The following is a 24,108-nucleotide window of genomic DNA, read 5'->3' on the forward strand; positions in this document are numbered from 1 at the left end:
GCCCCTCACGCCAGCCTGATCGTCTGGTCCCGGGCCGCCTGGTAGGCGCTGCCCCCGCCGGACACATGGGCCGTCATGGTCGTCGGCGGCACGGCATCCGCGGCCGGCGCCGTGCCGTGCCCGGGTTCGACGGGCGCACCGGCACCGGGCAGCAGAGTGGTCACCGCGTCGACCAAGTGCGCGAGCCCGTCCGGCAGATGGGTTTCCGGGACGCGGAGGAACTGAAGGCCCGCCAGCTCCGCGATCTCGGCCGGCAGCGCGGAGGCGTCCGGCAGCATCGTCGCGTCCCCCAGGAGGACCGGGACGACGCGGTTTCCCGCCCGCAGAGCCGTCGCGATCTCCACGCGGACCCAGTCGTGATCCCGGTCAAGGAGCCGCCCGCCGTCCTCGCCCCGGGCGTCGAGCCAGCCCGGCCCGATCAGTACGCACATGAGCTCGCACTCGGCGGCCTGCCGCCGCAGGATCCCGGCGAAATCGGCCCCGGGCGGAATCGACCGGCCCGACTTGAAGACCTCGTCGGCACCCAGGCGGTCGGACAGCGCGCGGTAGACGCGGTCTCGCATCCACCGGGAGTCCGGTTTGCGGAAGCTGAGGAAGATACGCGGCACAATTGCCCCCTCTCCGGCAGGTATTGCCGTCAGGAATCGTGTTCACCCTAGGGGTGGCGTACGCGCCCGGTGGCTATTCGCCGGGGATTGAATAGCGGCCGCGCGGCTCCGTACGCTGACTGGTATGGACCCGGTGGAGGACGCGGCAGGGACGGTCCCGGCAGGGGCATCGGCCGGCACCCGTCTGCCACCGGGCGACTTCGGCGTCGTCCTGGCCACGCTCCGGGCACGCCGGGGCTGGAGCGTGCGCGAGGTGGCCCGGCGCGCGAACGTGTCCGAAGGGCAGATCTGCAATCTGGAGAGCGGGCTGCGCAACCCGACGCCCGCCGTGGCGGCGGCGTGCGACGCGGCCTTCGGCACCGGCGGGGAACTCGTCGAGCTGGCCGGGGCCGGCCGTCGCGGCGCCCGCGCCGAGGCCGTCGTGGAGGCGGGCCCCGTGGTCGCCGGATACGAGCGGGTCCTGCGGGAGTTGAAGGACATCGGCAGATCGACCGGGCCGACGTTCGTCACCGCTTCGATGAAGTCGATCACGCGGATCCTCACGGACGCCGGTTCGCACGCCGTCGGCGAGCAGCGTGCCGAGATCTGGCTGCTGGCATCGAGGTTCGCCGAATACACGGGGTGGATGGCGCAAGAGGCGGGAAATCCCGCGGAGGCACTGCGCTGGACGAGCCTCGCTGTCCGCTGGGGCGCGCACGGCGGGGACGAAACGGTGGCCGCGTACGCCCTGGTCCGCAAGGCGTTCATCGCCCAGCACCGCGGTGACACCGGTGCGGTGATCCGTTTCGCCGACCAGGCGGCCGGGCACCCGGCGGCCACCCCGGTGATCCGCGCGCACGCCGCACGACGCGCGGCCCAGGGGCATGCGCGCCGTGGCGACGCGGGGGCCTGCCGGGAGGCGCTGGAGCGGTTCACGATCCACGCCGCCGAGGCCGTCGGCGACCGGACCCCTCCGTGGGGCCCGCGCATCGAGAACGGCAACTCCCGCCTCATCGAGGCCTCCTGCCTGCTCGGCCTCCACCGCTTCGAGCCGGCCGCCGACCTCTTCGCCACCGAACTCCGGGCGGCCGCCCCGGCGGACGGCAACTCCCGGGCCCGCTTCGCGATTCGCCAGGCGACGGCCCTCGCCGGCGCCGGCCGCCTCGACGACGCCTGCCAGGTCGTCGAGGCCGCGCTGCCCGTGATCAGACGCATCGACTCGGCCACCACCCGCGCGGAGCTGGCCCGTTTCGTCGAGCACGCCCGCGCCCGGCGACCCGCCCGGGGCCAACTCGCCCTCATCGAAGCCTCGGCCGCCCTCGCGGCCGGCTGACGGTCACGAGGCGCCCTGCCGGGGCGACGGGTCGGCGGACCCACGCCGGCGCGGCCCGCCCGCGGCCAGGCGATCAGAAGAACAGCAGGTCAGGCACCCTTTGCCGCAGGCTCCAGAATCGCCACGCACTCCACGTGGTGGGTCATCGGGAACAGGTCGAACGCCCGCAGCGTGCGCACCCGGTAGCCCACCTCCGCGAAGTACGCGATGTCACGGGCCAGGGCGGCCGGGTCGCAGGCGACGTACGCGATCCTCCGCGCACCCAGGCCGGCCAGGTGCTTGACGGTCTGCTTGCCGGCGCCCGCCCGCGGGGGGTCCAGGACGACGAGGTCGACCTCGGTGATGCCCGTGCGCGGGAGGGCCTGCTCGACCTTGCCCTGCTCGATGCGGACGCGGTCGAAGTGCTCCAGGTTGTGGCGGGCGTCCTCCACCGCGCGCTTGCCCGACTCGATGCCGAGGACCGCGCCCTTGTCGCCCACCCGGTCGGCGAGCGCGCCCGCGAAGAGGCCCGCGCCGCAGTAGAGGTCCAGGGCGGTGTCGCCCTTGCGGGGCAGGAGGCCCTGCATCACGGCGCGCACCAGGGTGTCGGCGGCCTGCGGGTGGACCTGCCAGAAGCCGCCGTTGCCGACGCGGTAGGTGCGGTCGTCGGCGCGCTCCCGTACGAACGGGCGGCCGTGCACGCGGTGCACTCCCCCGTCCTCGGCGACCCGCAGCACGGAGACCGGCCGGTTCAGCTCCACCAGGGGCAGGCGTGCTCCCGGGCGGGGCGTGAGGACGACCTGGCGGTCCTGCGAACCGCTCGCGGCGATCGCGTCCACCGACTCCATGCCCGACCAGTCGCGCTGCTCGATGCCCAGTTCGCTGACGCCCGGCGCGGCGATCAGGCAGCGGTCGATCGGCTGGACGTCGTGCGAGCGGTGCTTGCGCAGCCCGGCGTGGCCGTCGGCGTCCACGGCGTACTGGACGCGGGTGCGCCAGGCGGGGACCTCGCCGGCCGGGACCTTGTCGCCCTCGGCCGGCATGACCGTGCCGTCCCAGCCGGCCTCCTCGGGCGTCAGGCCGGCGAGCCGCTGGAGCTGCTCGGCGACGACCTCGCCCTTCAGCCGGCGCTGGGCACCGGGCTTGGCGTGCTGCCAGTCGCAGCCGCCGCACTTGCCGGGGCCGGCGTACGGGCAGGGCGCCTCGACCCGGTCCTTGGAGGCCTCCAGGACGCGCACGGCGTCCGCGCGCAGGAAGCGGGAGTCCTCGTTGCCCTCCGTGACGCGCACGACGACCTTCTCGCCGGGCAGCGCGTGCCGGACGAACAGGACGCGGCCCTCGCCGGTGCGGGCGATGCAGTGGCCGCCATGCGCGACGGGGCCGACCTCGACCTCGTACTCGACCCCGACGAGGGAGGACTCGGGTGCGTTCTGCATGTGGGGGTGACTCCAAGGGCTAGGGGGCTGCCAGGCGGCGGCAGCCCTCCAGTCTACGTGCCCGCGGGGTCAGCTCTTCGCCGTCGGGTCCTTGGGGCGCTCCACGGCGGGGCCGCGGCGCACCGAACCGGGCGCAGTCCACTCCTGGCGCTTCTTCGCCCGCTTCTTCGCGAGCTCGGAGGACTGGAGCTGGTACGGCACGGAGGTGACCATCACGCCCGGGGTGAACAGGAGGCGGCCCTTGAGGCGCAGGGCGCTCTGGTTGTGCAGCAGGTGCTCGTACCAGTGGCCGACCACGTACTCCGGGATGATCACGCTGACGGCGTCGCGCGGGCTCTCGCGGCGGATGTTCTTGACGTACTCGATGACCGGGCGGGTGACCTCCCGGTACGGGGAGTCGAGGATCTTCAGCGGGACGTTGATGCCGCGCCGTTCCCACTCCTCCTTGAGCGCCTTGGTCTCGGCCGGGTCGACGTTGATGCTGAGCGCCTCCAGCTTGTCGGAGCGCATCAGCCGGGCGTAGGCGACGGCCCGCAGTGTGGGCCGGTGGACCTTGGAGACCAGGACGATGGAGTGGACGCGGGACGGCCGCACGGTGTCGTCGCTCGGCTCGTCGGGCGCGGCGATCTCGTCGGCCACCCGGTCGTAGTGCTTACGGATCGCGGTCATCGTCCCGTAGAAGATGACCATGCCCAGCAGGGCGACCCAGGCGCCGTGGGTGAACTTCGTCGCGAGGACGACGACCAGGACGAGGCCGGTGAAGAACGCGCCGAAGGTGTTGATCGCGCGGGAGCGGATCATGCGGCGCCGGCGGGCGGGGTCGTGCTCGGTCCGCAGGTGGCGGTTCCAGTGCCGCACCATGCCGGTCTGGCTGAGGGTGAAGGAGACGAACACGCCCACGATGTACAGCTGGATCAGCTTGGTGGAGTCCGCCCCGTACAGCCACACCAGGAGCATGGCGGCGCCGGCGAGGAGCACGATGCCGTTGGAGAAGGCGAGCCGGTCGCCGCGGGTGTGCAGCTGGCGCGGCAGGTAGCGGTCCTGGGCGAGGATCGAGCCGAGGAGCGGGAAGCCGTTGTACGCGGTGTTCGCCGCGAGGAACAGGACGAGCGCGGTGGCCGCGGCGAGCAGGATGAAGAAGAACGTGCCGTCGCCGAAGACGGCGGCCGCGACCTGCGAGATCACCGGGTTCTGGACGTACTCCTCGCCGACGGGCACGCCGTCGCGGATCAGGTCGTGCGCCGGCTGCTCGGCCATCTTGACGTCGGTGGCCATGGCCAGGCCGATGATGCCGCAGAACATGGTGACGGCGAGGCCGCCCATGAGGGCGAGGGTGGAGGCGGCGTTCCTGCTCTTGGGCTTGCGGAAGGCGGGGACGCCGTTGCTGATCGCCTCGACGCCGGTGAGGGCGGCGCAGCCGGAGGAGAAGGCCCGCAGCAGCAGGAAGACGAGGGCGAATCCGGCGAGGCCCTCGTGTTCGGGCCGGATCTCGAAGTCGGCGGTCGGTGCCTTCATGGTCTCGTCGAGGACGATTCCCTTGAACGCGCCCCAAGCGATCATGATGAAGACGCCGACGACGAACACATACGTGGGAATCGCGAACAGCTTCCCCGATTCCTTCACACCCCGGAGGTTCATGAGGGTGAGGAGAAGGATTATCACTATGGCGGAGAGGACCTTGTGCTCGACGACGAAGGGAATGGCCGAGCCGAGGTTCTCCACTCCGGAGGAGATGGATACGGCCACGGTGAGCACGTAGTCGACGAGGAGGGCGCTGGCGACGGTGAGGCCGGCCTTCGGGCCGAGGTTGGTGTTGGCGACCTCGTAGTCCCCGCCGCCGCTGGGATAGGCGTGGACGTTCTGCCGGTAGGAGGCGACGACCGTGAACATCAGGACCACGACGGCGACCGCGATCCAGGGGCTGAAGTGGTATGCCGACACACCCGCGATGGAGAGGACCAGCAGGACTTCTCCCGGTGCGTACGCCACCGAGGAAAGCGGGTCGGATGCGAAGACGGGGAGCGCGATGCGTTTGGGGAGAAGGGTTTCTCCCAGCCTGTCGCTGCGCAGCGCCCGGCCGATCAGGATCCGTTTGGGCACGTCGGTCAGTTTGGACACGCAGAGGATCGTAAGCGCTTGAAATGAGCACCGCCCACCCACCACCCCTGGATCCCGCAGAAACTTGCACTCCCTTAACGCGGACGGCGCGAAACGCTGTGAGACGCGCCACCGATCCGCCCGTACCGCCCGTTCACGCGGGGTTCCGGTGGCGTACACGGGGCCCGTTCAGCTGCGGTTCGTTCTCCGGTCGTGGCGGCAACCGGGCGGGCGCGGGCCGCGTCCTTGTGGAGGGTTCCGTACCGGTGGGTGGCCTAAAGGAGCCGGAGGACGCGTCGGCCGCCTCGGATGAGGGCAACAGCGCGGTGGCGGCATAAGCTCGTCTTCGGGCAACACCGCACGCAGGCTGAGAGAGAAGAGTGAGCAGGGTGTTTTCGCAGGTCAGCAAGATGACCAGGAGTGCGGGGTAAGCAGACGTGCACATCGTCATCATGGGCTGCGGGCGAGTGGGAGCCGCACTCGCGCAGACCCTGGAACAGCAGGGCCACACGGTCGCCGTGGTCGACCAGGACCCGACGGCTTTCCGACGCCTCGGTTCCGGCTTCGGCGGGCGGCGCGTCACCGGTGTCGGGTTCGACCAGGACACCCTGCGCGAGGCGGGCATCGAGGAGGCCGGGGCGTTCGCCGCGGTCAGCAGCGGTGACAACTCGAACATCATCGCGGCGCGGGTCGCCCGTGAGATGTTCGGCATCGAGAACGTCGCCGCCCGCATCTACGACCCCCGGCGGGCCGAGGTGTACCAGCGGCTGGGCATTCCGACGGTCGCCACCGTGCGCTGGACCGCCGACCAGATGCTGCGGCGGCTGCTGCCCTCCGGCGCGGAGCCGCTGTGGCGGGACCCGAGCGGCGGGGTGCAGCTCGCCGAGGTCCACACGTCCCCCTCGTGGATCGGGCACAAGGTCAGCCGGCTGCAGGAGGAGACCGGCGTGCGCGTCGCCTTCCTCACCCGGCTCGGCGAGGCGGTCCTGCCGACGTCGCAGACGGTGTTGCAGGAGGGCGACCTGGTGCACGTGATGATGCGGACGGACGAGATCGAGAAGGTCGAGGCGGCGTTCGCCGAAGGCCCTGAGGAGGGCGGTCACTGATGCGGGTCGCTATTGCGGGCGCCGGCGCGGTGGGCCGTTCCATCGCGGGCGAGCTGCTGGAGAACGGGCACGAGGTGCTCCTCATCGACAAGGCGCCGACCGCGATCTCGGTGGAGCGGGTGCCGCAGGCGGAGTGGCTGCTGGCCGACGCGTGCGAGATCACCTCGCTGGACGAGGCCGCGCTCCAGCGCTGCAACGTCGTCATCGCGGCGACCGGCGACGACAAGGTGAACCTCGTCGTCTCGCTGCTCGCCAAGACCGAGTACGGGGTCCCCCGGGTCGTCGCCCGGGTGAACAACCCGAAGAACGAGTGGCTGTTCAACGAGTCCTGGGGCGTCGACGTCGCGGTCTCCACGCCGCGCCTGATGTCGGCGCTGGTGGAGGAGGCGGTGAGCGTCGGCGACCTGGTCCGGCTGCTGCGCTTCAGCCACGGCGACGCGAACCTCGTCGAGCTGACGCTCCCGCCGGAGTCGGCGGTCGCCGGTACGTCGGTGGGCGACGTGGAGTGGCCGCAGGACACCTCGCTGGTGACGATCATCCGCGGCTCGCGCGTCCTGACGCCGGGCCCGGAGGAGACCCTGGAGGCCGGCGACGAGCTCCTCTTCGTCGCGGCCCAGGCCCGCGAGGAGCAGCTGGAGGACCTGCTCTCCGTACGCCGCGAGGACGCCACGGGCTGACCCGTCGTCCACACCCGAAGGGCCCGTAACCGGTGACGGTTCCGGGCCCTTCGCGTGTGCGGGCGGGAGGCGCGGGTCCGGTACGTCGCGGGGGCGCCGGGCGGGCGGTGCGCCGCCGGCCGTGCCCGCACTGGGCGGGTGGCCCGCCTCGGGCGCGTACCGGCGTGCGGGGCGCCGCCCGCCGGTACCGGCACCGCGGCCGGCGGGCCGGGCAGGGGCGGCGGGTGCCGTCAGGCTTCGCCGTGGTGGGGGCGGGGCTGCGGGTCGGCGGCCGCGCGGGCGGCGGCGGCCTTGCGTTCCTCCTCGGCGCGCTCCTCCGCCTCCATCTCCGCGAACACGTCGATCGGCGGCGGCGCCTTCGCGAGGAACACCCACGTCAGGTAGACCGCGAGCAGGAACGGCGGGATCTTGAGGGCGACCAGCACCCAGCCGAGCTGGGTGGTGTCGGCCCACCAGTACAGCGGGAAGAGGATCGCGCACTTGGCGAGCAGGATCAGGCCCCACGCCCAGCTGGCCTTGGCGTACGCCTTCTTGCGGCCGGGGTTGCGGGTGCGCCAGGAGAGGTTCTCCTTGAAGACCGGGCCGAGCATCAGGCCGATCAGCGGCACACCGGCGATGGTGGTCGCGATGTACGCGATCGCCAGGCCCAGCGTGTAGAGCATGCCCGGCAGGTAGAAGTCCTTGGCGTTGCCGGTCATCATCGCGAAGACCACGCCGAACGCGACGCCGAAGACACCGCTGAAGGCGTGCTTCACGGTGTCGCGGCGGATGAGGCGGACCGCGACGAGCAGCAGGGAGACACCCAGCGCGGCGATGGCCGACAGGTGCAGGTCCTTGTTGATCGTGTAGATCGTGACGAAGAGCAGACCGGGGAGGACGGTCTCCACCATGCCGCGTACGCCGCCGAAGGCGTCGAACAGTGCCGCTTCCGTCACGGCCTTCGAGTCGTGCGCGCCCGCGGGGGCGTCCTGATCGGTGGTGGTCGGCTTGTCGACTGACGTCACCGGCTACTCCTGTCCGAGCGGTCGGAGTTCGTATTTGGGGTTGAAGAGGACCCTGCGACCGTGGCTCATGGAGATCCGGCCGGAGGCGATGAGCTTGCGGCCCGGTTCTATGCCCACGATGGAGCGCCGGCCCAGCCACACCACGTCCAGCGGGGCCGTGCCGTCGAAGAGTTCCGCCTCCAGGGCGGGCACACCGGCCCGCGGGCGCAGAGTGACCGTCCGCAAGGTACCAGTCACCTTGACGATCTGCCGGTCGTCGCAGTCCGAGATACGGATGCACCCCGAAGCCTGCGTGTCCTCCCGGAGCTCCTCCGACTCGAGCTCACCCTGGGAGCTCGAAAGCCGGCCGAGCATCCGGCGGAAACGGCCGGACTGCTTCTCGGTTCGCGGTGCAGCACTCATACAGAAAGCGTACCGGCCCTCACTGCCGGGAAATCAGCGCTCGAACCGGTACCCCATGCCGGGCTCGGTGATGAAGTGCTCGGGGTGCGACGGGTCCGCCTCCAGCTTGCGCCGCAGCTGCGCCATGTAGACCCGCAGGTAGTTCGTCTCGGTGCCGTACGACGGCCCCCACACCTCCTGGAGCAGCTGTTTCTGGCTGACGAGCCGGCCGCCGTTGCGGACGAGCACCTCCAGCAGGTGCCACTCGGTGGGGGTGAGCCGTACGTCCCGCCCGTCGCGCTGCACCTTCTTCGCCGCGAGGTCGACGGTGAAGCCGGCGGTCTCGACGACGACCGTGCCGCCGTCGCCGTGGCCCACCGGTTCGGCCCGGCGCACAGCGGCGCGCAGCCGGGCCAGCAGCTCGTCCATGCCGAAGGGCTTGGTGACGTAGTCGTCGGCGCCCGCGTCCAGGGCCTCGACCTTCTCGTCGGAGGTCTGGCGGGCGGAGAGCACCAGGATGGGCACGCGGGTCCAGCCGCGCAGCCCCCTGATCACCTCGACGCCGTCCATGTCGGGCAGGCCGAGATCGAGGATGACGACGTCGGGGTGGCGGCCGGCGGCCAGTTCCAGCGCGGTGGCGCCGTCGGGCGCGGCGTCGACCTCGTACTTCCGTGCCTTCAGGTTGATCACGAGGGCGCGTACGATCTGCGGCTCGTCGTCGACCACGAGCACCCGCGTCATGAGGGGCCTGCTTTCTCCAGCGGGGGGACTTGGGGGATGGTGGCGGCCGGGGCGGCCGCCGCCTTGAGCGTGAGGACCATGGTGAGGCCGCCGCCGGGCGTGTCCTCGGCCGTGATGGTGCCGCCCATCGCCTCGACGAATCCGCGCGCGACGGCGAGGCCGAGGCCCACCCCCGCGCCGCGCGGCGCGTCGCCGTGGCGCTGGAACGGGGCGAAGATCCGGTCCTTGGCCTCGTCGGGCACGCCGGTGCCGCGGTCCACCACCCGCAGCTCGACGCGGTCGGCCATCGCGCTGGCGGACACCAGGACGGGCGCTGCGTCGGGGCTGTACTTGACGGCGTTCTCGACGACGTTGGCGACGGCCCGTTCCAGCAGGCCCTTGTCGACCTCGACCATCGGCAGGCTCTCGGGGATGTCCAGTTCGGCGCTGCCGTCGGGGACGCCGCCGAGCGCCATGGGGACCACCTCGTCGAGGTCGATGGCCCGGATCAGGGGCGTCACCGTGCCGGTCTGGAGGCGGGACATGTCCAGGAGGTTGCCCACCAGGTGGTCGAGCCGGTCGGCGCCCGCCTCGATGCCTTCGAGGAGTTCGGCGCGGTCCTCCTCGGACCACTCGACGTCGTCGGACCGCAGCGACGAGACGGCCGCCTTGATGCCCGCGAGCGGGGTGCGGAGGTCGTGGCTGACGGCCGCCAGGAGCGATGTACGGATCTTGTTGCCCTCGGCGAGCTTGCGGGCCTCCTCGGCCTCGCCGACCAGCCGCTGCCGGTCGAGCACGACGGCGGCCTGGGCGGCGAAGGCCCCCAGCACCCGGCGGTCCTCGGCGGGCAGGACGCGGCCCGAGAGGGCGAGCGCCATGTGGTCGCCCACGGGCATGTCGACGTCCGCGTCCTCGGGACGGGCGACGGGCCGGCGGCCGACGCTGCCGGCGCGGGTCCACGGTTCGACGTCGCTCTCGCGCTCCAGCAGGGCGACCGATTCCATGGAGAACGTCTCGCGGACCCGTTCGAGCAGGGCGTCGAGGGCGGTCTCGCCGCGCAGCACGCTGCCGGCCAGGAAGGACAGCACCTCGGACTCGGCACGCAGCCGTGCCGCCTGGTGGGTGCGGCGGGCGGCGAGGTCCACGACGGAGGCGACCGAGACGGCGACGCCGAAGAAGACGGCGATCGCGACGATGTTCCTGGGGTCGGCGATGGTGAACCGGTACAGCGGCGGGGCGAAGAACCAGTTGAGGAGCAGGGAGCCGAACGCTGCGGACGCCAGGGACGGCGCCAGGCCCCCGAGCAGCGCGGACGCCACGGTCAGGGACAGGAACAGCAGCATGTCGTTGGCGAGCCCGGGGTCCGCGTCGATGTGGGTGAGCAGCAGGGCGAGGAGCGCGGGGCCGGCGACGCCGGTCACCCAGCCCCAGATGATCCGGGAGCGGCCGAGGCGGGCGCCGCGCGCGCCGGGCAGCCCGCGTCCGCGGGCGACCTCCTCGTGGGTGACGATGTGGACGTCCAGGTCGGGGCCGGAGTCGCGGGCGACGGTGGCGCCGACACCGGGGCCGAAGACGTACTGCCAGGTCTTGCGGCGGCTGGAGCCGAGCACGATCTGCGTGGCGTTGACCCCGCGGGCGAACTCCAGCAGCGCCGAGGGGACGTCGTCGCCTATGACGTGGTGGAAGGAGCCGCCGAGGTCCTCGACGAGGGTGCGCTGGACGGCCAGCTCCTTGGGGGACGCGGACGTCAGGCCGTCGCTGCGGGCGATGTAGACGGCGAGGATCTCGCTGCCGGAGCCCTTGGCCGCCATCCGGGCGGCACGGCGTATCAGGGTGCGGCCCTCGGGCCCGCCGGTGAGGCCGACGATGATGCGCTCGCGGGCCTGCCAGGTGGTGCGGATGTTGTGCTCGCCCCGGTACTGCTGGAGGTACTCGTCGACCCGGTCGGCGGTCCAGAGGAGGGCCAGCTCGCGCAGGGCGGTGAGGTTGCCGGGGCGGAAGTAGTTGGAGAGGGCCGCGTCGACCTTGTCCGGCTTGTAGATGTTGCCGTGGGCCATGCGGCGGCGGAGCGCCTGGGGCGACATGTCGACCAGTTCGATCTGGTCGGCGCGCCGGACGACCTCGTCGGGGACGGTCTCCCGCTGGCGTACGCCGGTTATGGACTCCACGACGTCGCCGAGCGACTCCAGGTGCTGGATGTTGACGGTGGAGATGACGTCGATGCCGGCGGCGAGCAGTTCCTCGACGTCCTGCCAGCGCTTGGCGTTGCGCGCGCCGGGGGCGTTGGTGTGGGCGAGCTCGTCGACGAGGGCGACGGCGGGCCGCCGCTCCAGGACCGCGTCCACGTCCATCTCGGCGACGACGGCACCCTGGTGGGTGAGGTCCTTGCGGGGTATCTGTTCGAGGCCGTGGAGCACCGCCTCCGTGCGGGGACGGTCGTAGTGCTCGACGCAGGCGACGGCGCAGTCGGTGCCGCGCTCGACGCGGCGGTGCGCCTCGGAGAGCATCGCGTACGTCTTGCCGACGCCCGGTGCCGCACCGAGGTAGATCCGAAGCTTGCCGCGTCCCATGGCCTCATTGTCGCTGTGTGTCGTTCGCCTGCGTGTGCGTAGACCTTACGACCAGGCCCTGCGGCAAATGGGACGGGGAGGTCGCTTCCCGGACCTCTTGACGGGATTCTGATGCGCCGGACCGGGGGCCGGAGCCCCTGGTTCCGCCCGGGCCGTGCCCGCTCGACACCCGCTCAGTGCTCGCTCAGTGCTCGGTCAGCGTGCCGTCGCCGAGTTCCAGGACCCGGTCCGCCAGGCCGAGCAGCTGGGCGTCGTGGGTGGCGACGAGGGCGGTGACGCCTTCGCTGCGTACGACGGCGCGCAGCAGCTCCATCACCGCGAGGCCGGTCTCGGCGTCGAGCTGCCCGGTCGGCTCGTCGGCTATCAGCCGGGCCGGTTCGTTGGCCAGGGCGCGGGCTATGGCAGCCCGAAGCCCTGGAAGACGAACCCGATCCGGTCGCGGCGCAGCTCCAGCAGCCCGGTCTCCCCCAGGCCGGCGAGGTCGGTGCCGTCGATGGTGATCCGCCCCCGGTCGGGGGTGTCGAGCCCGCCGACGAGGTTGAGCAGCGTGGTCTTGCCCGAGCCGGAGCGGCCCTTGAGCGCGACGAGCTCACCGTGCGGTATCTCGAAGGAGACGCCCCGCAGCGCGTGGACGGCCGCCGCCCCCGTCCCGTACGACTGGTGGACGTCCTCCACCCGCACCATGGGCGGCCGGCCCCCGGCGACGGCCGTGGCGGCGTTCTCCCCGCTGCGCTGCTCGGACATCAGTTCCCCCGTCCCCGTCCGTGATCAGTATGCGGGGGGCCGATCAAGGCCCGCAACGCCTGTGGACGACGCGCGGGAACGCGCGGGAACGCGAGGGGCCGCGCCCCGTGTCGTACGGGGAGCGGCCCCTCGTCGGTGTGCCGGCGACGGCCCGGCGGACCTCAGCGGACCTCGGTGATCTCCGGGCCCCGCTGGAGGTGGCCCATGCCGCCGGAGAAGCGCGACGTCTCCTGGTCCTCCTGCTGCACGCCCTCGGGCACCATCTGCGCGTCGTTCGGCAGCTTGAGGACGATCGGGTCGCGCGGCGCCATCGGCCCCTCGCCCCGAACCACGACGGTGTCCCGGAAGATCTGCTCCAGCAGCCCCGCGGCCTGCGGCTGCACCGCGCCCTGCCCGGAGATGACACCGCGCAGGAACCAGCGGGGGCCGTCGACGCCGACGAAGCGCACCAGCTGCACACCGCCGGTGCCGTCGGGCAGCTTGACGGGCACCTGGGCGCGCAGCTCCCAGCCGAGCGGGCCCTCGACCTCGTCGATGACGCCACCCTGCTGCGTGATGCCGGAGGCGATCTCCTCGCGGACCTCGCCCCAGATGCCTTCCTTCTTGGGCGCGGCGAACGCCTGCAGCTGGATGGCGCTGTCACGCAGCACCACCGTGGCCGCGACGATCGCGTCGCCCGCGACCTCCACCCGCAGCTCCATGCCCTCGACCCCGGGCACGAACATGCCACCCAGGTCCACCCGGCCCTCTTCGGGGCGGGAGACCTCGGAGACGTCCCAGGGACCGTCGGGCCGGGGTGCCGGCGGAAGGTTCACCCGGCGCGGCTCGTCGTCCGCGTCATCCGTGCCGACCTCGTCGACGACCTGCTCGGCCTCGCCCGCTGCGTCGGCAGCGGCACCGCTCTTCTTGCGACGTCCGAACACGTCACTGTCCTTCCCGGTCGGATACGACCGAAGCGTATCGATTCCCACCCGTCCAGCCCTCCGTGGCGGCATGACCGCCGGTGGACCCGAAGCCCCCCTCGGCCCGCGCCGAGCCGGGAAGCTCCGCCACTTCGTGGAAACGGACCTTCTCGACTTGCTGAACGACCAGTTGGGCGATCCGGTCGAACCGTGCGAACCGCACGATCTCGCGCGGGTCGAGGTTGACCACGATCACCTTGATCTCCCCACGGTACCCGGCATCCACCGTCCCTGGGGCATTCACGAGGGCCACTCCGCACCGAGCTGCGAGACCCGAACGCGGGTGCACGAACGCCGCGTACCCGTCGGGCAGCGCGATCGACACTCCGGTGGGGAGGACCGCGCGCTCTCCGGGGGCCAGCTCGGCGGCCTCGGTGGTGACGAGATCGGCGCCGGCGTCGCCCGGGTGCCCGTACGACGGGAGCGGCACCTCCGGGTCCACGCGGCGGATCAGGACGTCGACGGGGTTGCGCATCAGGGGTTCACCTCGAAGGCGCGGGCGCGCCGGACCTGGTCGGGGTCGGCCATCGCCGCCTGGATCTCCTCCGGGCGGCCGTTGTCGATGAAGTGGTCGACCTTGACCTCGATGAAGAGGGCGTCGGCGCGGACGGCCACGGGCCCCTCGGGTCCGCCGATCCGGCCCGTCGCCGTGCAGTAGATCTTCCGGCCGTGCACGGCGGTGACCTCGGCCTGCAGGTGCAGCACCGTGCCGACGGGCACCGGGCGGACGAAGTCGGTCTCCAGCCGGCCGGTCACCGCGATGACCCGCAGCAGCCAGTTCAGCGAGCCGAGCGTCTCGTCCAGTGCGGTGGCGAGGATGCCGCCGTGCGCCAGGCCCGGGGCGCCCTGGTGGTCGGACGTGACGGTGAACTCGGCGGTGATGGTCACGCCCTCGCCGGCCCGTGCCTCCAGGTGCAGTCCGTGGGGCTGCCCGCCGCCGCAGCCGAAGCAGTGCTCGTAGTGGGCGCCCAGGAGCTCGCCCGGGGCGGGCGCGTCGGGGTGCCGTACCGGCGGTATGGCGTCGGCCGGGGGCGTCAGTGCAGTGCTCACAGCGGGAGACCTTACCCGCGCGGCCGACCAGCGGTCGCGCCGTGCCAAGCTTGGGTGTATGCAGCCTTCCGCAGCGGCCTCCGTACCGGCCTCCGCCCCGCAGTACGACGAGCGTCTCACCGCTCCCCGCTCCTGGTGGTTCCTGGCCGTCCTGGTGGGCGTCTCCGGCGGGTTGATCATGCTGCCGCTGGGCACGCTGCCCATGCTGGGCGGCGTCATCCTGGCCGGTGCGCTGGCGTGCATGGCGGTCAGTTCGTACGGCTCGGCGCGCATCCGGGTGGTCGCCGGATCGCTGGTCGCCGGGGACGCCCGCGTCCCGGTGTCGGCGCTCGGTGAGCCGGAGGTGCTGGACGCCGAGGAGGCGCGCGCCTGGCGGACGCACAAGGCGGACCCGCGCGCGTTCATGCTGCTGCGGGGGTACGTCCCCGGCGCCGTGCGCGTGGAGGTGACGGACCCGGCCGATCCGACGCCGTACCTGTACCTGTCCAGCCGCGACCCGCGGGCCCTGGCGGCCGCGCTGGCCGGCGTACGGCCACAGACGCAGGCGTAGGGACGCACAGGTCGCGCGGGGGCACGCCCAGGGGCGGGGGCGGGGCGCGCGGCCGGCGGGGGCTAGAAGCCGATCTCCTTCGGGTTCTCCGACTGTTCCAGCGGGGGCAGGGAGGGCAGCGCGTCCCAGGGCACCTGGCGGGCGCGGAGGTCCGTACGGATGCGCTCGGCGAGCTTCTTGGTGTCGCGCCGGTTCATGACGGCACCGACGGCCGCGCCGACCATGAACGGCATCAGGTTCGGCAGGTTGCGCACCATGCGCTTCATGATCTGCTGGCGCAGCTCGCGCTTCATGCGGCCGCCGAGGGCGGCGTTGACGGTGGCGGGCCTGGTGACGTCGATGCCCCGTTCCTCCGTCCAGGAGGTGAGGTACGCCGCTGCCCGCTCCTTGAGGTTGCCCGGGGGCCGCTGGCCGTAGACCTCGTGGAGTTCGGCGATGAGCTTCAGCTCGATCGCCGCGACGCCGGTGATCTCGGCGGCCATCTCGGCCGGCATGGCCGGCGGTACGGGCAGCATGGCGGCCGCGCCGATGCCGGCGCCCACCGTGGAGGTGGCGTTGGCCGCGCCCGCGATCAGCTTGTCCGCGAGCTGTTCGGGGGTGAGGCCCGGGAACTGCCCGCGGAGGGTCGCCAGGTCCCGGACGGGAACGCGCGGGGCGTTCTCGATGAGCCGGTCGGCGAGGTGGGCGAGGCCCGCCCTGGCGCCCTCACGGCTCCTGTGGACGCCGCGCATGACGGCGCCGAGGCGTCGCCCTCCGGCGGACGTCCCGGCCGGTGTACCGGCCGTTGTGTCCCGCACGGACGGCGCCCCTGCCCTTCCGGCTGCCTCGAGCGAGGCCGAGGGGCCCCGCTCGTCGTCACGCGCGCCGGGAGGGGGCAGGAGGGCGGAGTGCTCGGCGGGCGCGTCGTGAGCGCCTGGTGCCGGGCCTGTGCCGCCCTGGTACGCCTCCGGCTTCCCAAGGAGCCGGAAGCGTCGCTTCCGAGAAGGGGTGTCGTCGCCTGCCACGGCCGACGGACCCTAGTCGCAGTCGCGGCAGATCGGCTGGCCGTTCTTCTCGCGGGCCAGCTGGCTGCGGTGGTGCACCAGGAAGCAGCTCATGCAGGTGAACTCGTCCGCCTGCTTGGGCAGCACCCGGACGGCCAGCTCCTCGTTCGAGAGGTCCGCGCCGGGCAGCTCCAGGCCCTCGGCGGCCTCGAACTCGTCGACGTCGACGGTCGAGGTCGACTTGTCGTTGCGCCGGGCCTTCAGCTCTTCAAGGCTGTCCGAGTCGACGTCGTCGTCGGTCTTGCGTGGGGTGTCGTAATCCGTTGCCATGTCGCTCTCCCCCTCTGGGTGGTTGCGGTGTCTCCAGCGCACGTAACGCGTGAGAGGCCGGACTTGTGCCCGACCTGAGGCGGAGATTTTGCCTCACATCAAGGTCTGTTACTCAATCGACACCCAACCGGACCCCTCGAGAGCGATCGGGTTTGGATGGCGAACGGGACCGTACACGGTCCGGAAGCCGCGCCCGATGGGCGCCACCCCGTGTACTTCCCGTGATCCCACCCCCCGGAAACCCGGACTTTTCCCGGTTTTCCGGGGGAATTCTTGATCACGGAGAGTAGATGGCCGGAACCGGTCCCTTGTGATCGATCACACACGGAACCCTCGTGAACGGGTCACGAAAATTCCGCGTAAAGCGAACAGCATGGACGGCTCGCCCGGCGTGTCACACCGGAAGCGTGACACGCATGACGAGGCCGCCGCCCTCGCGGGGCTCCGCGATGATACGGCCCCCGTGGGCCCGGGCGACCGACCGGGCGATCGACAGCCCCAGCCCGACGCCCTTGTCACTGCCGGTGCGCTCCTGCCTGAGCCGCCGGAACGGCTCGAAGAGGTTGTCGATCTCGTACGCCGGGACCACCGGCCCCGTGTTCGAGACCACCAGCACCGCCTGGCCGGGCCGGGTCTCGGTGGTGACCTCCACCCAGCCCCCGTCCACGTTGTAGCGGACGGCGTTCTGCACCAGGTTCAGGGCGATCCGCTCCAGCAGGACGCCGTTGCCCTGTACGCCGGCAGGGGCGCGCTCGCCGCGGATCTCCACGCCCTTGGCCTCGGCCTCCGACCGGGTCTGGTCGATGGCCCGCGAGGCGACCTCCGCCAGGTCCACCGGCTTGCGCTCCACGATCTCGTTGTCGCTCCGGGCGAGCAGCAGCAGGCCCTCCACCAGCTGCTCGCTGCGCTCGTTGGTGGCCAGCAGCGTCTTGCCCAGCTGGTGCAGCTCCGCGGGCGCCCCGGGGTCCGACAGGTGGACCTCCAGCAGGGTGCGGTTGATCGCCAGCGGCGTGCGCAGCTCGTGCGAGGCGTTGGCGACGAACCGCTGCTGGGCGGTGAACGCCCGGTCCAGCCGGTCCAGCATGTCGTCGAAGGTGTCGGCGAGCTCCTTGAGCTCGTCGTCCGGGCCGTCCAGCTCGATCCGGCGGGAGAGGTCGGTGCCGGCCACGTTGCGGGCGGTGCGGGTGATCCGGCCGAGCGGGGACAGCACGCGGCCCGCCATGGCGTAGCCGAAGGCGAAGGCGATGACGCTGAGGCCCAGGAGGGCGAAGAGCGAGCGGCGCAGCAGGTCGTCCAGGGCGTGCTCGCGCTGCTGGTTCACACAGGTGTTCATCGCCCGGTTGAACTCGTCGGGACCGGCCTCGACCGGGAAGTTGCAGACGTTGCTCGTCACCTGGCCGTTGACGATCTTGAACGGGAGTTCGCTGCCGATGTGGAGGGCCTGGGCGGCCAGCAGGTAGATGATCGACAGCAGCAGGATGCCGGCGATCAGGAACATCCCGCCGTACAGCAGCGTGAGCCGTATGCGGATCGTGGGACGCAGCCAGGGCCGGACCGGCTCCCTGGGGTCCCAGGTCGGCTTCGGTGGCGCCTGCGGTGGCGCGGGGATCGGGGTGGGGGTCGGAGCCACGGGATCAGATCCGGTACCCGGAACCCGGCACGGTGACGATCACCGGCGGTTCGCCGAGCTTGCGGCGCAGGGTCATCACGGTCACGCGCACGACGTTGGTGAAGGGGTCGGTGTTCTCGTCCCAGGCCTTCTCCAGCAGCTGCTCGGCCGAGACCACGGCGCCCTCGCTGCGCATGAGGACCTCCAGCACCGCGAACTCCTTCGGCGCCAGCTGGATCTCCCTGCCCTCCCGGAAGACCTCGCGCCGGTTGGGGTCGAGCTTGATCCCGGCCCGCTCCAGGACGGGCGGCAGCGGCACCGTCGTCCGCCGGCCGAGCGCCCGCACCCGTGCCGTGAGCTCGCTGAACGCGAACGGCTTGGGCAGGTAGTCGTCCGCGCCGATCTCCAGGCCCTCGACGCGGTCGCTGACGTCACCGGAGGCGGTGAGCATCAGGACGCGGGTCGGCATGCCGAGGTCGACGATCTTGCGGCAGACGTCGTCGCCGTGGACGAGCGGCAGGTCGCGGTCGAGCACGACCACGTCGTAGTCGTTGACCCCGATGCGCTCCAGGGCGGCCGATCCGTCGTACACGACGTCGACGGCCATGGCCTCCCGGCGCAGACCGGTGGCCACCGCATCGGCGAGCAGCTGCTCGTCCTCGACGACGAGTACGCGCACAGGTGGTTCCTTCCTCCGAGCCCGGTGCCGGGCAGGTCTTCCGCACTGGCCGTGCGCATCCATCCTGCCCCGTACGCGCGTAAACCGGCTGTAAGGCGGCTTGGGACGGCAGACGACCACTGTGCGGCGATACGGGAATCAACTGAATTCACGGACGAGTTGAGGTTTCCGTGAGGAAGCCCTTGGGGAGGACGACTGCACACCCGAGATCACGCCCCGTATGTGGCGCGCCACAAACCGCTCTGTCCCCCAGAGGTGCAGTGCGTGATCGAACGACAACCCTCGGCACACCCCCGTGCCACCGACCCATGACGAGGGGGCGCACGATGGACGCTTTCACCGCAGGACTGCTGCAGCGCATAAGGGCCACGGAGACCGACCTCACTCGGGCTCGCGAGACGGGAGACGACTTCCTGGCCGATGTCGAGCAGGCTGAGCTCGACGACCTGCACCGCCTCGCGGCGGAGCACGGCGTGGAGATCACCACCGCGATGGCCTGACCCCGGGCAGGACAGGGCCAGGGCCCCGGCCGCTCCGCAGATTCCGTGCGGGACGGCCGGGGCCTTCCGCTTGCCCGGGGCGGCCCGGACCCGCGCGGGCGGGCCGCCGTCCCGGCGCCGCCCCGGCGGGCCTCCGCGGCGGCGGAGGACCCGTCCTGGTCGTACCGGGCGCCCGTCCTAGTCGTGCCAGGCGCCGAAGTCCTCCAGGAGGGCCTGGAGCGGCTCGAAGACCCCCGGGGACGCCGCCACCGTCAGCTCGCCCGTCGGCGGCGTACCCGGCCGCCCGCCGGTCAGCGCTCCCGCCTCGCGGGCGATCAGGGCCCCGGCCGCCAGGTCCCAGGGGTGCAGCCCCCGCTCGTAGTACCCGTCCAGGCGGCCGGCGGCCACGTCGCACAGGTCGACGGCGGCGGAACCGCTGCGCCGGATGTCCCGGAGCCGGGGGATCAGGCGCTGCGCCACGTCGGCCTGGTGGGCGCGGACCGCGGCCACGTAGTTGAACCCCGTCGAGACGAGGGCCTGGTCCAGCGGCGGGGCGGGGCGGCAGCGGACGGGCCGGTCGTTCAGGAAGGCGCCGCCGCCGAGGACCGCGCGGAAGGTCTCACCGCGCACCGGCGCCTCGACGACGCCCACGACGGCCCGGCCGTCCCGCTCGGCGGCGATGGACACCGCCCAGGTCGGCAGGCCGTAGAGGTAGTTCACCGTGCCGTCCAGCGGGTCGACGACCCAGCGGATGCCGCTGGTGCCCTCCGTGGCGGCTCCCTCCTCGCCGAGGAGTCCGTCGTGGGGACGGTGCTCGGCGAGGAAGTCCGTGATCAGCTTCTCGGCGGCGATGTCCATCTCGGTGACGACGTCGATCGGGCTCGACTTGGTCGCCGCCACCCCGAGGTCGGCCGGCCGGCCGTCGCGCAGCAGGGCACCGGCCCGGCGGCCGGCCTCCAGGGCCACGCCGAGGAGCTCGGTCAGGAGCGGGTCACGCGGATCGGTCACGGGGTCTCCTCAGGCGTACGGGCTGTCGGCACCGGCCGCCGCGGGCCGCTCGCTGCGGGCCGGGCAGCAGCCGACGGGGCACAGGTCGTGCGACGCGCCGAGGGCGCCCAGCGCGCACCGCTCCACCGAGGTCCCGCGCTCGGCCGCAGCGCGCTCCAGGACCAGGTCCCGGACGGCGGCCGCGAAGCGCGGGTCGTCGCCGACGGTCGCCGACCGGCGCACCGGGAGGCCCAGCTCGGCGGCCTTGGCGGTGGCCTCGGTGTCCAGGTCGTACAGGACCTCCATGTGGTCCGAGACGAACCCGATCGGGACCATGACGACCGCCGGTGCCCCGGCGGCGTGCAGGGCCTCCAGGTGGTCGCAGATGTCCGGCTCCAGCCACGGGATGTGCGGGGCGCCGCTGCGGGACTGGTAGACCAGCTCCCAGGGGTGCTCGACGCCCGTCTGCTCCCGGACGGCGTCGGCGATGAGCCGGGCCACGTCCAGGTGCTGCCGCACGTACGCGCCGCCCTCCCCGTGCTGGTCCGCCGGTCCGGAGGTGTCGGCGGCCGAGGTGGGGATCGAGTGCGTGGTGAACGCGAGGTGGGCGCCCGCGCGGACCGACTCGTCGAGCTCCGCCAGCGACGTCAGGACGCCCTCGACCATGGGGCGGACGAACCCGGGGTGGTTGAAGTAGTGCCGCAGCTTGTCGACCCGGGGCAGCGGCAGCCCCTCCGCCTCCAGCGTGGCGAGGGCGTCGGCCAGGTTCTCCCGGTACTGCCGGCAGCCCGAGTACGAGGCGTAGGCGCTGGTGGCGAGGACCGCGATACGGCGGTGACCGGCGGTGACCATCTCGCGCAGCGTGTCGGTGAGGTACGGCGCCCAGTTCCGGTTGCCCCAGTGGACGGGCAGGTCGAGACCGGCGTCCGCGAAGTCCTTGCGCAGTGCGGCGAGCAGCGCGCGGTTCTGGTCGTTGATGGGGCTGACGCCGCCGAACAGGAAGTAGTGCTGCCCCACTTCCTTGAGGCGTTCCTTGGGGATGCCCCTTCCCCGGGTCACGTTCTCCAGGAACGGGACCACGTCGTCGGGGCCCTCGGGCCCGCCGAAGGAGAGCAGCAGCAGGGCGTCGTACGGGGCTGGATCGCGCTGATCGGCCATGGCATCGGACATGGTGCCGATCCTGCCACCCGGTTCCGACAGCGGGGAAACCGCCGTGCGCCCTCACCCGTTCGGACGTAATCTGTCAAGGCTGCCCATACGCCTTACGCCTCACGCGCCCTACGCCTCACCGGCCGGAGTACCCCCTTGCCCAGTCCCTACCGCGCGATCTTCTCCGCCCCCGGCACCGTGGGGTTCTCCACCGCCGGCTTCCTCGGCCGTATGCCGCTGGCCATGATGGGCATCGGCATCGTCACCATGATCTCCCAGCTCACCGGCCGCTACGGGCTGGCCGGCGCGCTCTCCGCGACCCTCGCCGTCTCCGCCGCCGTGCTCGGCCCCCAGGTCTCCCGGCTGGTCGACCGCTACGGGCAGCGGAGGGTGCTGCGCCCGGCCACCCTGGTCACGGTCGCGGCCGTGGCGGGCCTGCTGGTCTGCGCGCAGCAGGGGTGGCCGGAGTGGACGCTGTTCGTGTTCTCGGCCGCCGCCGGCTCCGTGCCGAGCATCGGTGCCATGACCCGGGCCCGGTGGGCGACGATCTACCGGGGTTCGCCGCGCGAGCTGCACACCGCGTACTCGTTCGAGTCGATCATCGACGAGGTGTGCTTCATCTTCGGCCCGATCATCTCCATCGGTCTGTCGACCGTGTGGTTCCCCGAGGCGGGTCCGCTGCTGGCCGCGGTGTTCCTGGCGGTCGGCGTGTGGTGGCTGACCGCCCAGCGCGGTACGGAGCCCCGCCCGCACCCGATCGAGCAGCACACCGGCGGTTCGGCGCTGCGGTCGCCCGGTCTGCAGGTGCTGGTGGCGGCGTTCGTCGCGACCGGCACGATCTTCGGCGCGGTGGACGTGGTGACCGTGGCGTTCGCGGAGGAGGAGGGCCACAAGGCCGCGGCCAGCCTGGTGCTGGCGGTGTACGCGCTGGGCTCGTGCGTGGCGGGGGCGGTCTTCGGCCTGCTGCACCTCAAGGGCGAGCCGTCGCGCAGGTGGGTCGTGGGTGTGTGTGCGATGGCCGTGAGTATGATCCCCCTCCAACTGGCCGGGAGCCTGCCGTTCCTGGCCGTGGCGCTCTTTGTCGCGGGCCTCGCCATCGCGCCGACGATGGTGACGACCATGGCCCTCGTCGAGGCCCACGTACCGCGCACCAAGCTGACCGAGGGCATGTCCTGGACGGGTACCGGCCTCGCGGTCGGCGTGGCGCTCGGCTCCTCGGCCGCCGGCTGGGTGGTCGACGCCCACGGGGCGGCCGCGGGGTACGCGGTCCCCGGCGTCGCGGGAGTGCTCGCGGCCGTGGTGGCGTTCCTGGGGTACCGCCGGCTGCGCAGGCCGGTGCCGACGCGGGAGGGGCAGCGTGAGCGGGACTCTCAGGGCTCTGGGGAGCCGGAGCGAGAAGGACACGTGGCGTAACTGGGCGGGGACGGTGGCCGCGAGGCCGGTGCGGGAGGCGCGTCCCGCCTCCGTCGAGGAGCTGGCGGAGACGGTGCGGTCCGCCGCCCGGGAGGGCCTGCGGGTCAAGACGGTCGGCTCGGGCCATTCGTTCACGTCGATCGCCGCCACCGACGGCGTCCTGATCCGCCCGGACCTGCTGACCGGCATCCGCCGGATCGACCGCCGGGCGATGACCGTGACGGTGGAGTCGGGCACTCCGCTGAAGCGGCTGAACGTGGCCCTGGCCCGGGAGGGCCTGTCGCTCACGAACATGGGCGACATCATGGAGCAGACGGTGGCGGGGGCGACCAGCACCGGTACGCACGGCACGGGCCGGGACTCCGCCTCGATCGCCGCGCAGGTCCGGGAGCTGGAGCTGGTCACCGCGGACGGCCGGGTGCTGACCTGCTCCGTGAAGGAGAACCCGGAGATCTTCGCGGCCGCCCGGATCGGGCTGGGCGCGCTGGGGGTCGTCTCGGCCCTGACGTTCGCCGTGGAGCCGGTCTTCCTGCTCACCGCGCGCGAGGAACCCATGACGTTCGACCGGGTCACCGCCGACTTCGAGGCGCTGCACGCGGAGAACGAGCACTTCGAGTTCTACTGGTTCCCGCACACCGGCAACTGCAACACCAAGCGCAACAACCGCAGCGCCGGCCCCGCGGCGCCGCCCGGCCGGGTCAGCGCCTTCGTCGAGGACGAGCTGCTGTCCAACGGGCTCTTCCAGGTGGTGAACTCGCTGGGCCGGGCGGTGCCCGCGACCGTTCCCGCCATCGCCAGGGTCGCCAGCCGCGCCCTGTCCGCCCGTACGTACACGGACATCCCGTACAAGGTCTTCACGAGCCCGCGCCGGGTGCGGTTCGTGGAGATGGAGTACGCGCTGCCGCGGGAGGCGGCCGTCGGCGCGCTGCGCGAGCTGAAGGCGATGGTCGACCGGTCGCCGCTGCGCGTCAGCTTCCCCGTGGAGGTCCGGACGGCACCCGCCGACGACATCGCGCTCTCCACCGCCTCGGGCCGGGACACCGCGTACATCGCGGTGCACATGTACAAGGGCACGCCGTACCGGTCGTACTTCACGGCGGCGGAGCGGATCATGACGGCGCACGGGGGGCGCCCGCACTGGGGCAAGCTCCACACGCGGGACGCCGCCTACTTCGCGGAGGTGTATCCGCGGTTCGGTGAGTTCACCGCGCTGCGCGACCGCCTCGACCCGGACCGGGTGTTCGGCAACGACTACCTGCGGCGGGTCCTGGGCGCCTGACCGC

At 72.2% G+C, this 24,108-nt stretch carries 23 protein-coding genes and 1 pseudogene; 7 read left to right on the forward strand and 17 right to left on the reverse strand.

All coding sequences use genetic code 11. The features are described from left to right. Window positions 1-5: 5 nt before the first annotated feature. The gene (locus A4V12_RS23970; protein WP_079137290.1) at window positions 6-608 is read right to left on the reverse strand and encodes a toll/interleukin-1 receptor domain-containing protein; all 603 of its coding nucleotides are present in this window, start codon (window positions 606-608) and stop codon (window positions 6-8) included. Between the two features lie 124 nt (window positions 609-732). Here A4V12_RS23970 and A4V12_RS23975 point away from each other — a divergent pair, with 124 nt between their 5' ends. Continuing rightward, window positions 733-1,920 (forward strand): helix-turn-helix domain-containing protein, encoded by a 1,188-nt coding sequence (locus A4V12_RS23975; RefSeq protein WP_064071472.1) that lies wholly within the window; start codon window positions 733-735, stop codon window positions 1,918-1,920. 89 nt (window positions 1,921-2,009) lie between these two features. Here the strand turns inward: A4V12_RS23975 and A4V12_RS23980 are convergent, their stop codons facing one another. Further along, on the reverse strand, window positions 2,010-3,335 hold the full coding sequence (locus A4V12_RS23980) for a class I SAM-dependent RNA methyltransferase (RefSeq protein WP_064071473.1): 1,326 nt from the start codon (window positions 3,333-3,335) through the stop codon (window positions 2,010-2,012). Between the two features lie 69 nt (window positions 3,336-3,404). After that, window positions 3,405-5,453, reverse strand: a complete 2,049-nt coding sequence (locus A4V12_RS23985) for an APC family permease (RefSeq protein WP_064071474.1) — start codon at window positions 5,451-5,453, stop codon at window positions 3,405-3,407. 416 nt (window positions 5,454-5,869) lie between these two features. Between A4V12_RS23985 and A4V12_RS23990 the strand changes: the two genes are divergently transcribed. Together A4V12_RS23990 and A4V12_RS23995 are read left to right on the forward strand one after the other, a co-directional pair. Further along, a complete protein-coding gene (locus A4V12_RS23990) occupies window positions 5,870-6,538 on the forward strand; it encodes a potassium channel family protein (protein ID WP_064071475.1) in 669 nt (222 codons plus the stop codon). After that, the gene (locus A4V12_RS23995) at window positions 6,538-7,215 is read left to right on the forward strand and encodes a potassium channel family protein (RefSeq protein ID WP_064071476.1); all 678 of its coding nucleotides are present in this window, start codon (window positions 6,538-6,540) and stop codon (window positions 7,213-7,215) included. Before A4V12_RS23990 ends, A4V12_RS23995 begins: the two co-directional genes overlap by 1 nt. A gap of 230 nt (window positions 7,216-7,445) precedes the next feature. Here the strand turns inward: A4V12_RS23995 and A4V12_RS24000 are convergent, their stop codons facing one another. The 8 genes and pseudogenes from A4V12_RS24000 to A4V12_RS24035 form a co-directional block, all read right to left on the reverse strand. Next, window positions 7,446-8,219 carry a DUF3159 domain-containing protein gene (locus A4V12_RS24000; protein ID WP_064071477.1) on the reverse strand — a complete coding sequence of 258 codons (774 nt, stop codon included), beginning with the start codon at window positions 8,217-8,219 and terminating at the stop codon, window positions 7,446-7,448. A gap of 3 nt (window positions 8,220-8,222) precedes the next feature. After that, a complete protein-coding gene (locus A4V12_RS24005) occupies window positions 8,223-8,621 on the reverse strand; it encodes an OB-fold nucleic acid binding domain-containing protein (RefSeq protein ID WP_079137291.1) in 399 nt (132 codons plus the stop codon). Window positions 8,622-8,654: 33 nt separating this feature from the next. After that, window positions 8,655-9,341: a response regulator gene (locus A4V12_RS24010; protein ID WP_064071479.1), complete on the reverse strand. Its 687-nt coding sequence runs from the start codon at window positions 9,339-9,341 to the stop codon at window positions 8,655-8,657. Then, entirely contained in the window at window positions 9,338-11,890 is a 2,553-nt protein-coding gene (locus A4V12_RS24015) for a sensor histidine kinase (RefSeq protein ID WP_064071480.1), read from the reverse strand. The genes A4V12_RS24010 and A4V12_RS24015 overlap by 4 nt, the downstream gene beginning before the upstream one ends. Window positions 11,891-12,074: 184 nt before the next feature. Beyond that, window positions 12,075-12,634, reverse strand: a pseudogene (locus A4V12_RS24020) (ABC transporter ATP-binding protein). Between the two features lie 161 nt (window positions 12,635-12,795). Then, window positions 12,796-13,557, reverse strand: a complete 762-nt coding sequence (locus tag A4V12_RS24025; protein ID WP_064071481.1) for a DUF3710 domain-containing protein — start codon at window positions 13,555-13,557, stop codon at window positions 12,796-12,798. Between the two features lies 1 nt (window position 13,558). Continuing rightward, window positions 13,559-14,071 carry a dUTP diphosphatase gene (dut, locus tag A4V12_RS24030; RefSeq protein WP_064071482.1) on the reverse strand — a complete coding sequence of 171 codons (513 nt, stop codon included), beginning with the start codon at window positions 14,069-14,071 and terminating at the stop codon, window positions 13,559-13,561. After that, window positions 14,071-14,646, reverse strand: a complete 576-nt coding sequence (locus A4V12_RS24035; RefSeq protein ID WP_064071483.1) for a PaaI family thioesterase — start codon at window positions 14,644-14,646, stop codon at window positions 14,071-14,073. Before A4V12_RS24035 ends, dut begins: the two co-directional genes overlap by 1 nt. A 58-nt stretch (window positions 14,647-14,704) precedes the next feature. Here A4V12_RS24035 and A4V12_RS24040 point away from each other — a divergent pair, with 58 nt between their 5' ends. Further along, window positions 14,705-15,196 carry a DUF3093 domain-containing protein gene (locus A4V12_RS24040; protein WP_064071484.1) on the forward strand — a complete coding sequence of 164 codons (492 nt, stop codon included), beginning with the start codon at window positions 14,705-14,707 and terminating at the stop codon, window positions 15,194-15,196. Between the two features lie 62 nt (window positions 15,197-15,258). On the opposite strand, the gene A4V12_RS24045 is transcribed toward A4V12_RS24040, so the two are convergent. The 4 genes from A4V12_RS24045 to A4V12_RS24060 form a co-directional block, all read right to left on the reverse strand. After that, window positions 15,259-16,200 carry a hypothetical protein gene (locus tag A4V12_RS24045; RefSeq protein WP_079137292.1) on the reverse strand — a complete coding sequence of 314 codons (942 nt, stop codon included), beginning with the start codon at window positions 16,198-16,200 and terminating at the stop codon, window positions 15,259-15,261. A 12-nt stretch (window positions 16,201-16,212) separates the two neighbouring features. Further along, entirely contained in the window at window positions 16,213-16,509 is a 297-nt protein-coding gene (locus A4V12_RS24050) for a DUF4193 domain-containing protein (RefSeq protein WP_003955561.1), read from the reverse strand. Between the two features lie 394 nt (window positions 16,510-16,903). Next, a complete protein-coding gene (locus A4V12_RS24055; protein ID WP_234372322.1) occupies window positions 16,904-18,139 on the reverse strand; it encodes a sensor histidine kinase in 1,236 nt (411 codons plus the stop codon). Window positions 18,140-18,143: 4 nt separating this feature from the next. Beyond that, window positions 18,144-18,797 (reverse strand): response regulator transcription factor, encoded by a 654-nt coding sequence (locus A4V12_RS24060; RefSeq protein ID WP_064071485.1) that lies wholly within the window; start codon window positions 18,795-18,797, stop codon window positions 18,144-18,146. Between the two features lie 308 nt (window positions 18,798-19,105). Between A4V12_RS24060 and A4V12_RS24065 the strand changes: the two genes are divergently transcribed. Continuing rightward, on the forward strand, window positions 19,106-19,297 hold the full coding sequence (locus A4V12_RS24065) for a hypothetical protein (RefSeq protein WP_064071486.1): 192 nt from the start codon (window positions 19,106-19,108) through the stop codon (window positions 19,295-19,297). A 177-nt stretch (window positions 19,298-19,474) separates the two neighbouring features. Here the strand turns inward: A4V12_RS24065 and A4V12_RS24070 are convergent, their stop codons facing one another. Beyond that, window positions 19,475-20,284: an inositol monophosphatase family protein gene (locus tag A4V12_RS24070; RefSeq protein ID WP_064071487.1), complete on the reverse strand. Its 810-nt coding sequence runs from the start codon at window positions 20,282-20,284 to the stop codon at window positions 19,475-19,477. 9 nt (window positions 20,285-20,293) lie between these two features. After that, the gene (locus A4V12_RS24075; protein WP_064071576.1) at window positions 20,294-21,421 is read right to left on the reverse strand and encodes a ferrochelatase; all 1,128 of its coding nucleotides are present in this window, start codon (window positions 21,419-21,421) and stop codon (window positions 20,294-20,296) included. Between the two features lie 147 nt (window positions 21,422-21,568). Here A4V12_RS24075 and A4V12_RS24080 point away from each other — a divergent pair, with 147 nt between their 5' ends. Next, window positions 21,569-22,825 (forward strand): MFS transporter, encoded by a 1,257-nt coding sequence (locus tag A4V12_RS24080; protein ID WP_064071488.1) that lies wholly within the window; start codon window positions 21,569-21,571, stop codon window positions 22,823-22,825. Then, window positions 22,791-24,104, forward strand: coding sequence for a D-arabinono-1,4-lactone oxidase (locus A4V12_RS24085; protein WP_064071577.1), 1,314 nt, complete (start codon window positions 22,791-22,793; stop codon window positions 24,102-24,104). Before A4V12_RS24080 ends, A4V12_RS24085 begins: the two co-directional genes overlap by 35 nt. The last annotated feature ends 4 nt before the right edge of the window (window positions 24,105-24,108 follow it).

This window comes from Streptomyces noursei (assembly GCF_001646665.1).
GTDB classification, from domain to species: domain Bacteria; phylum Actinomycetota; class Actinomycetes; order Streptomycetales; family Streptomycetaceae; genus Streptomyces; species Streptomyces lavendulocolor.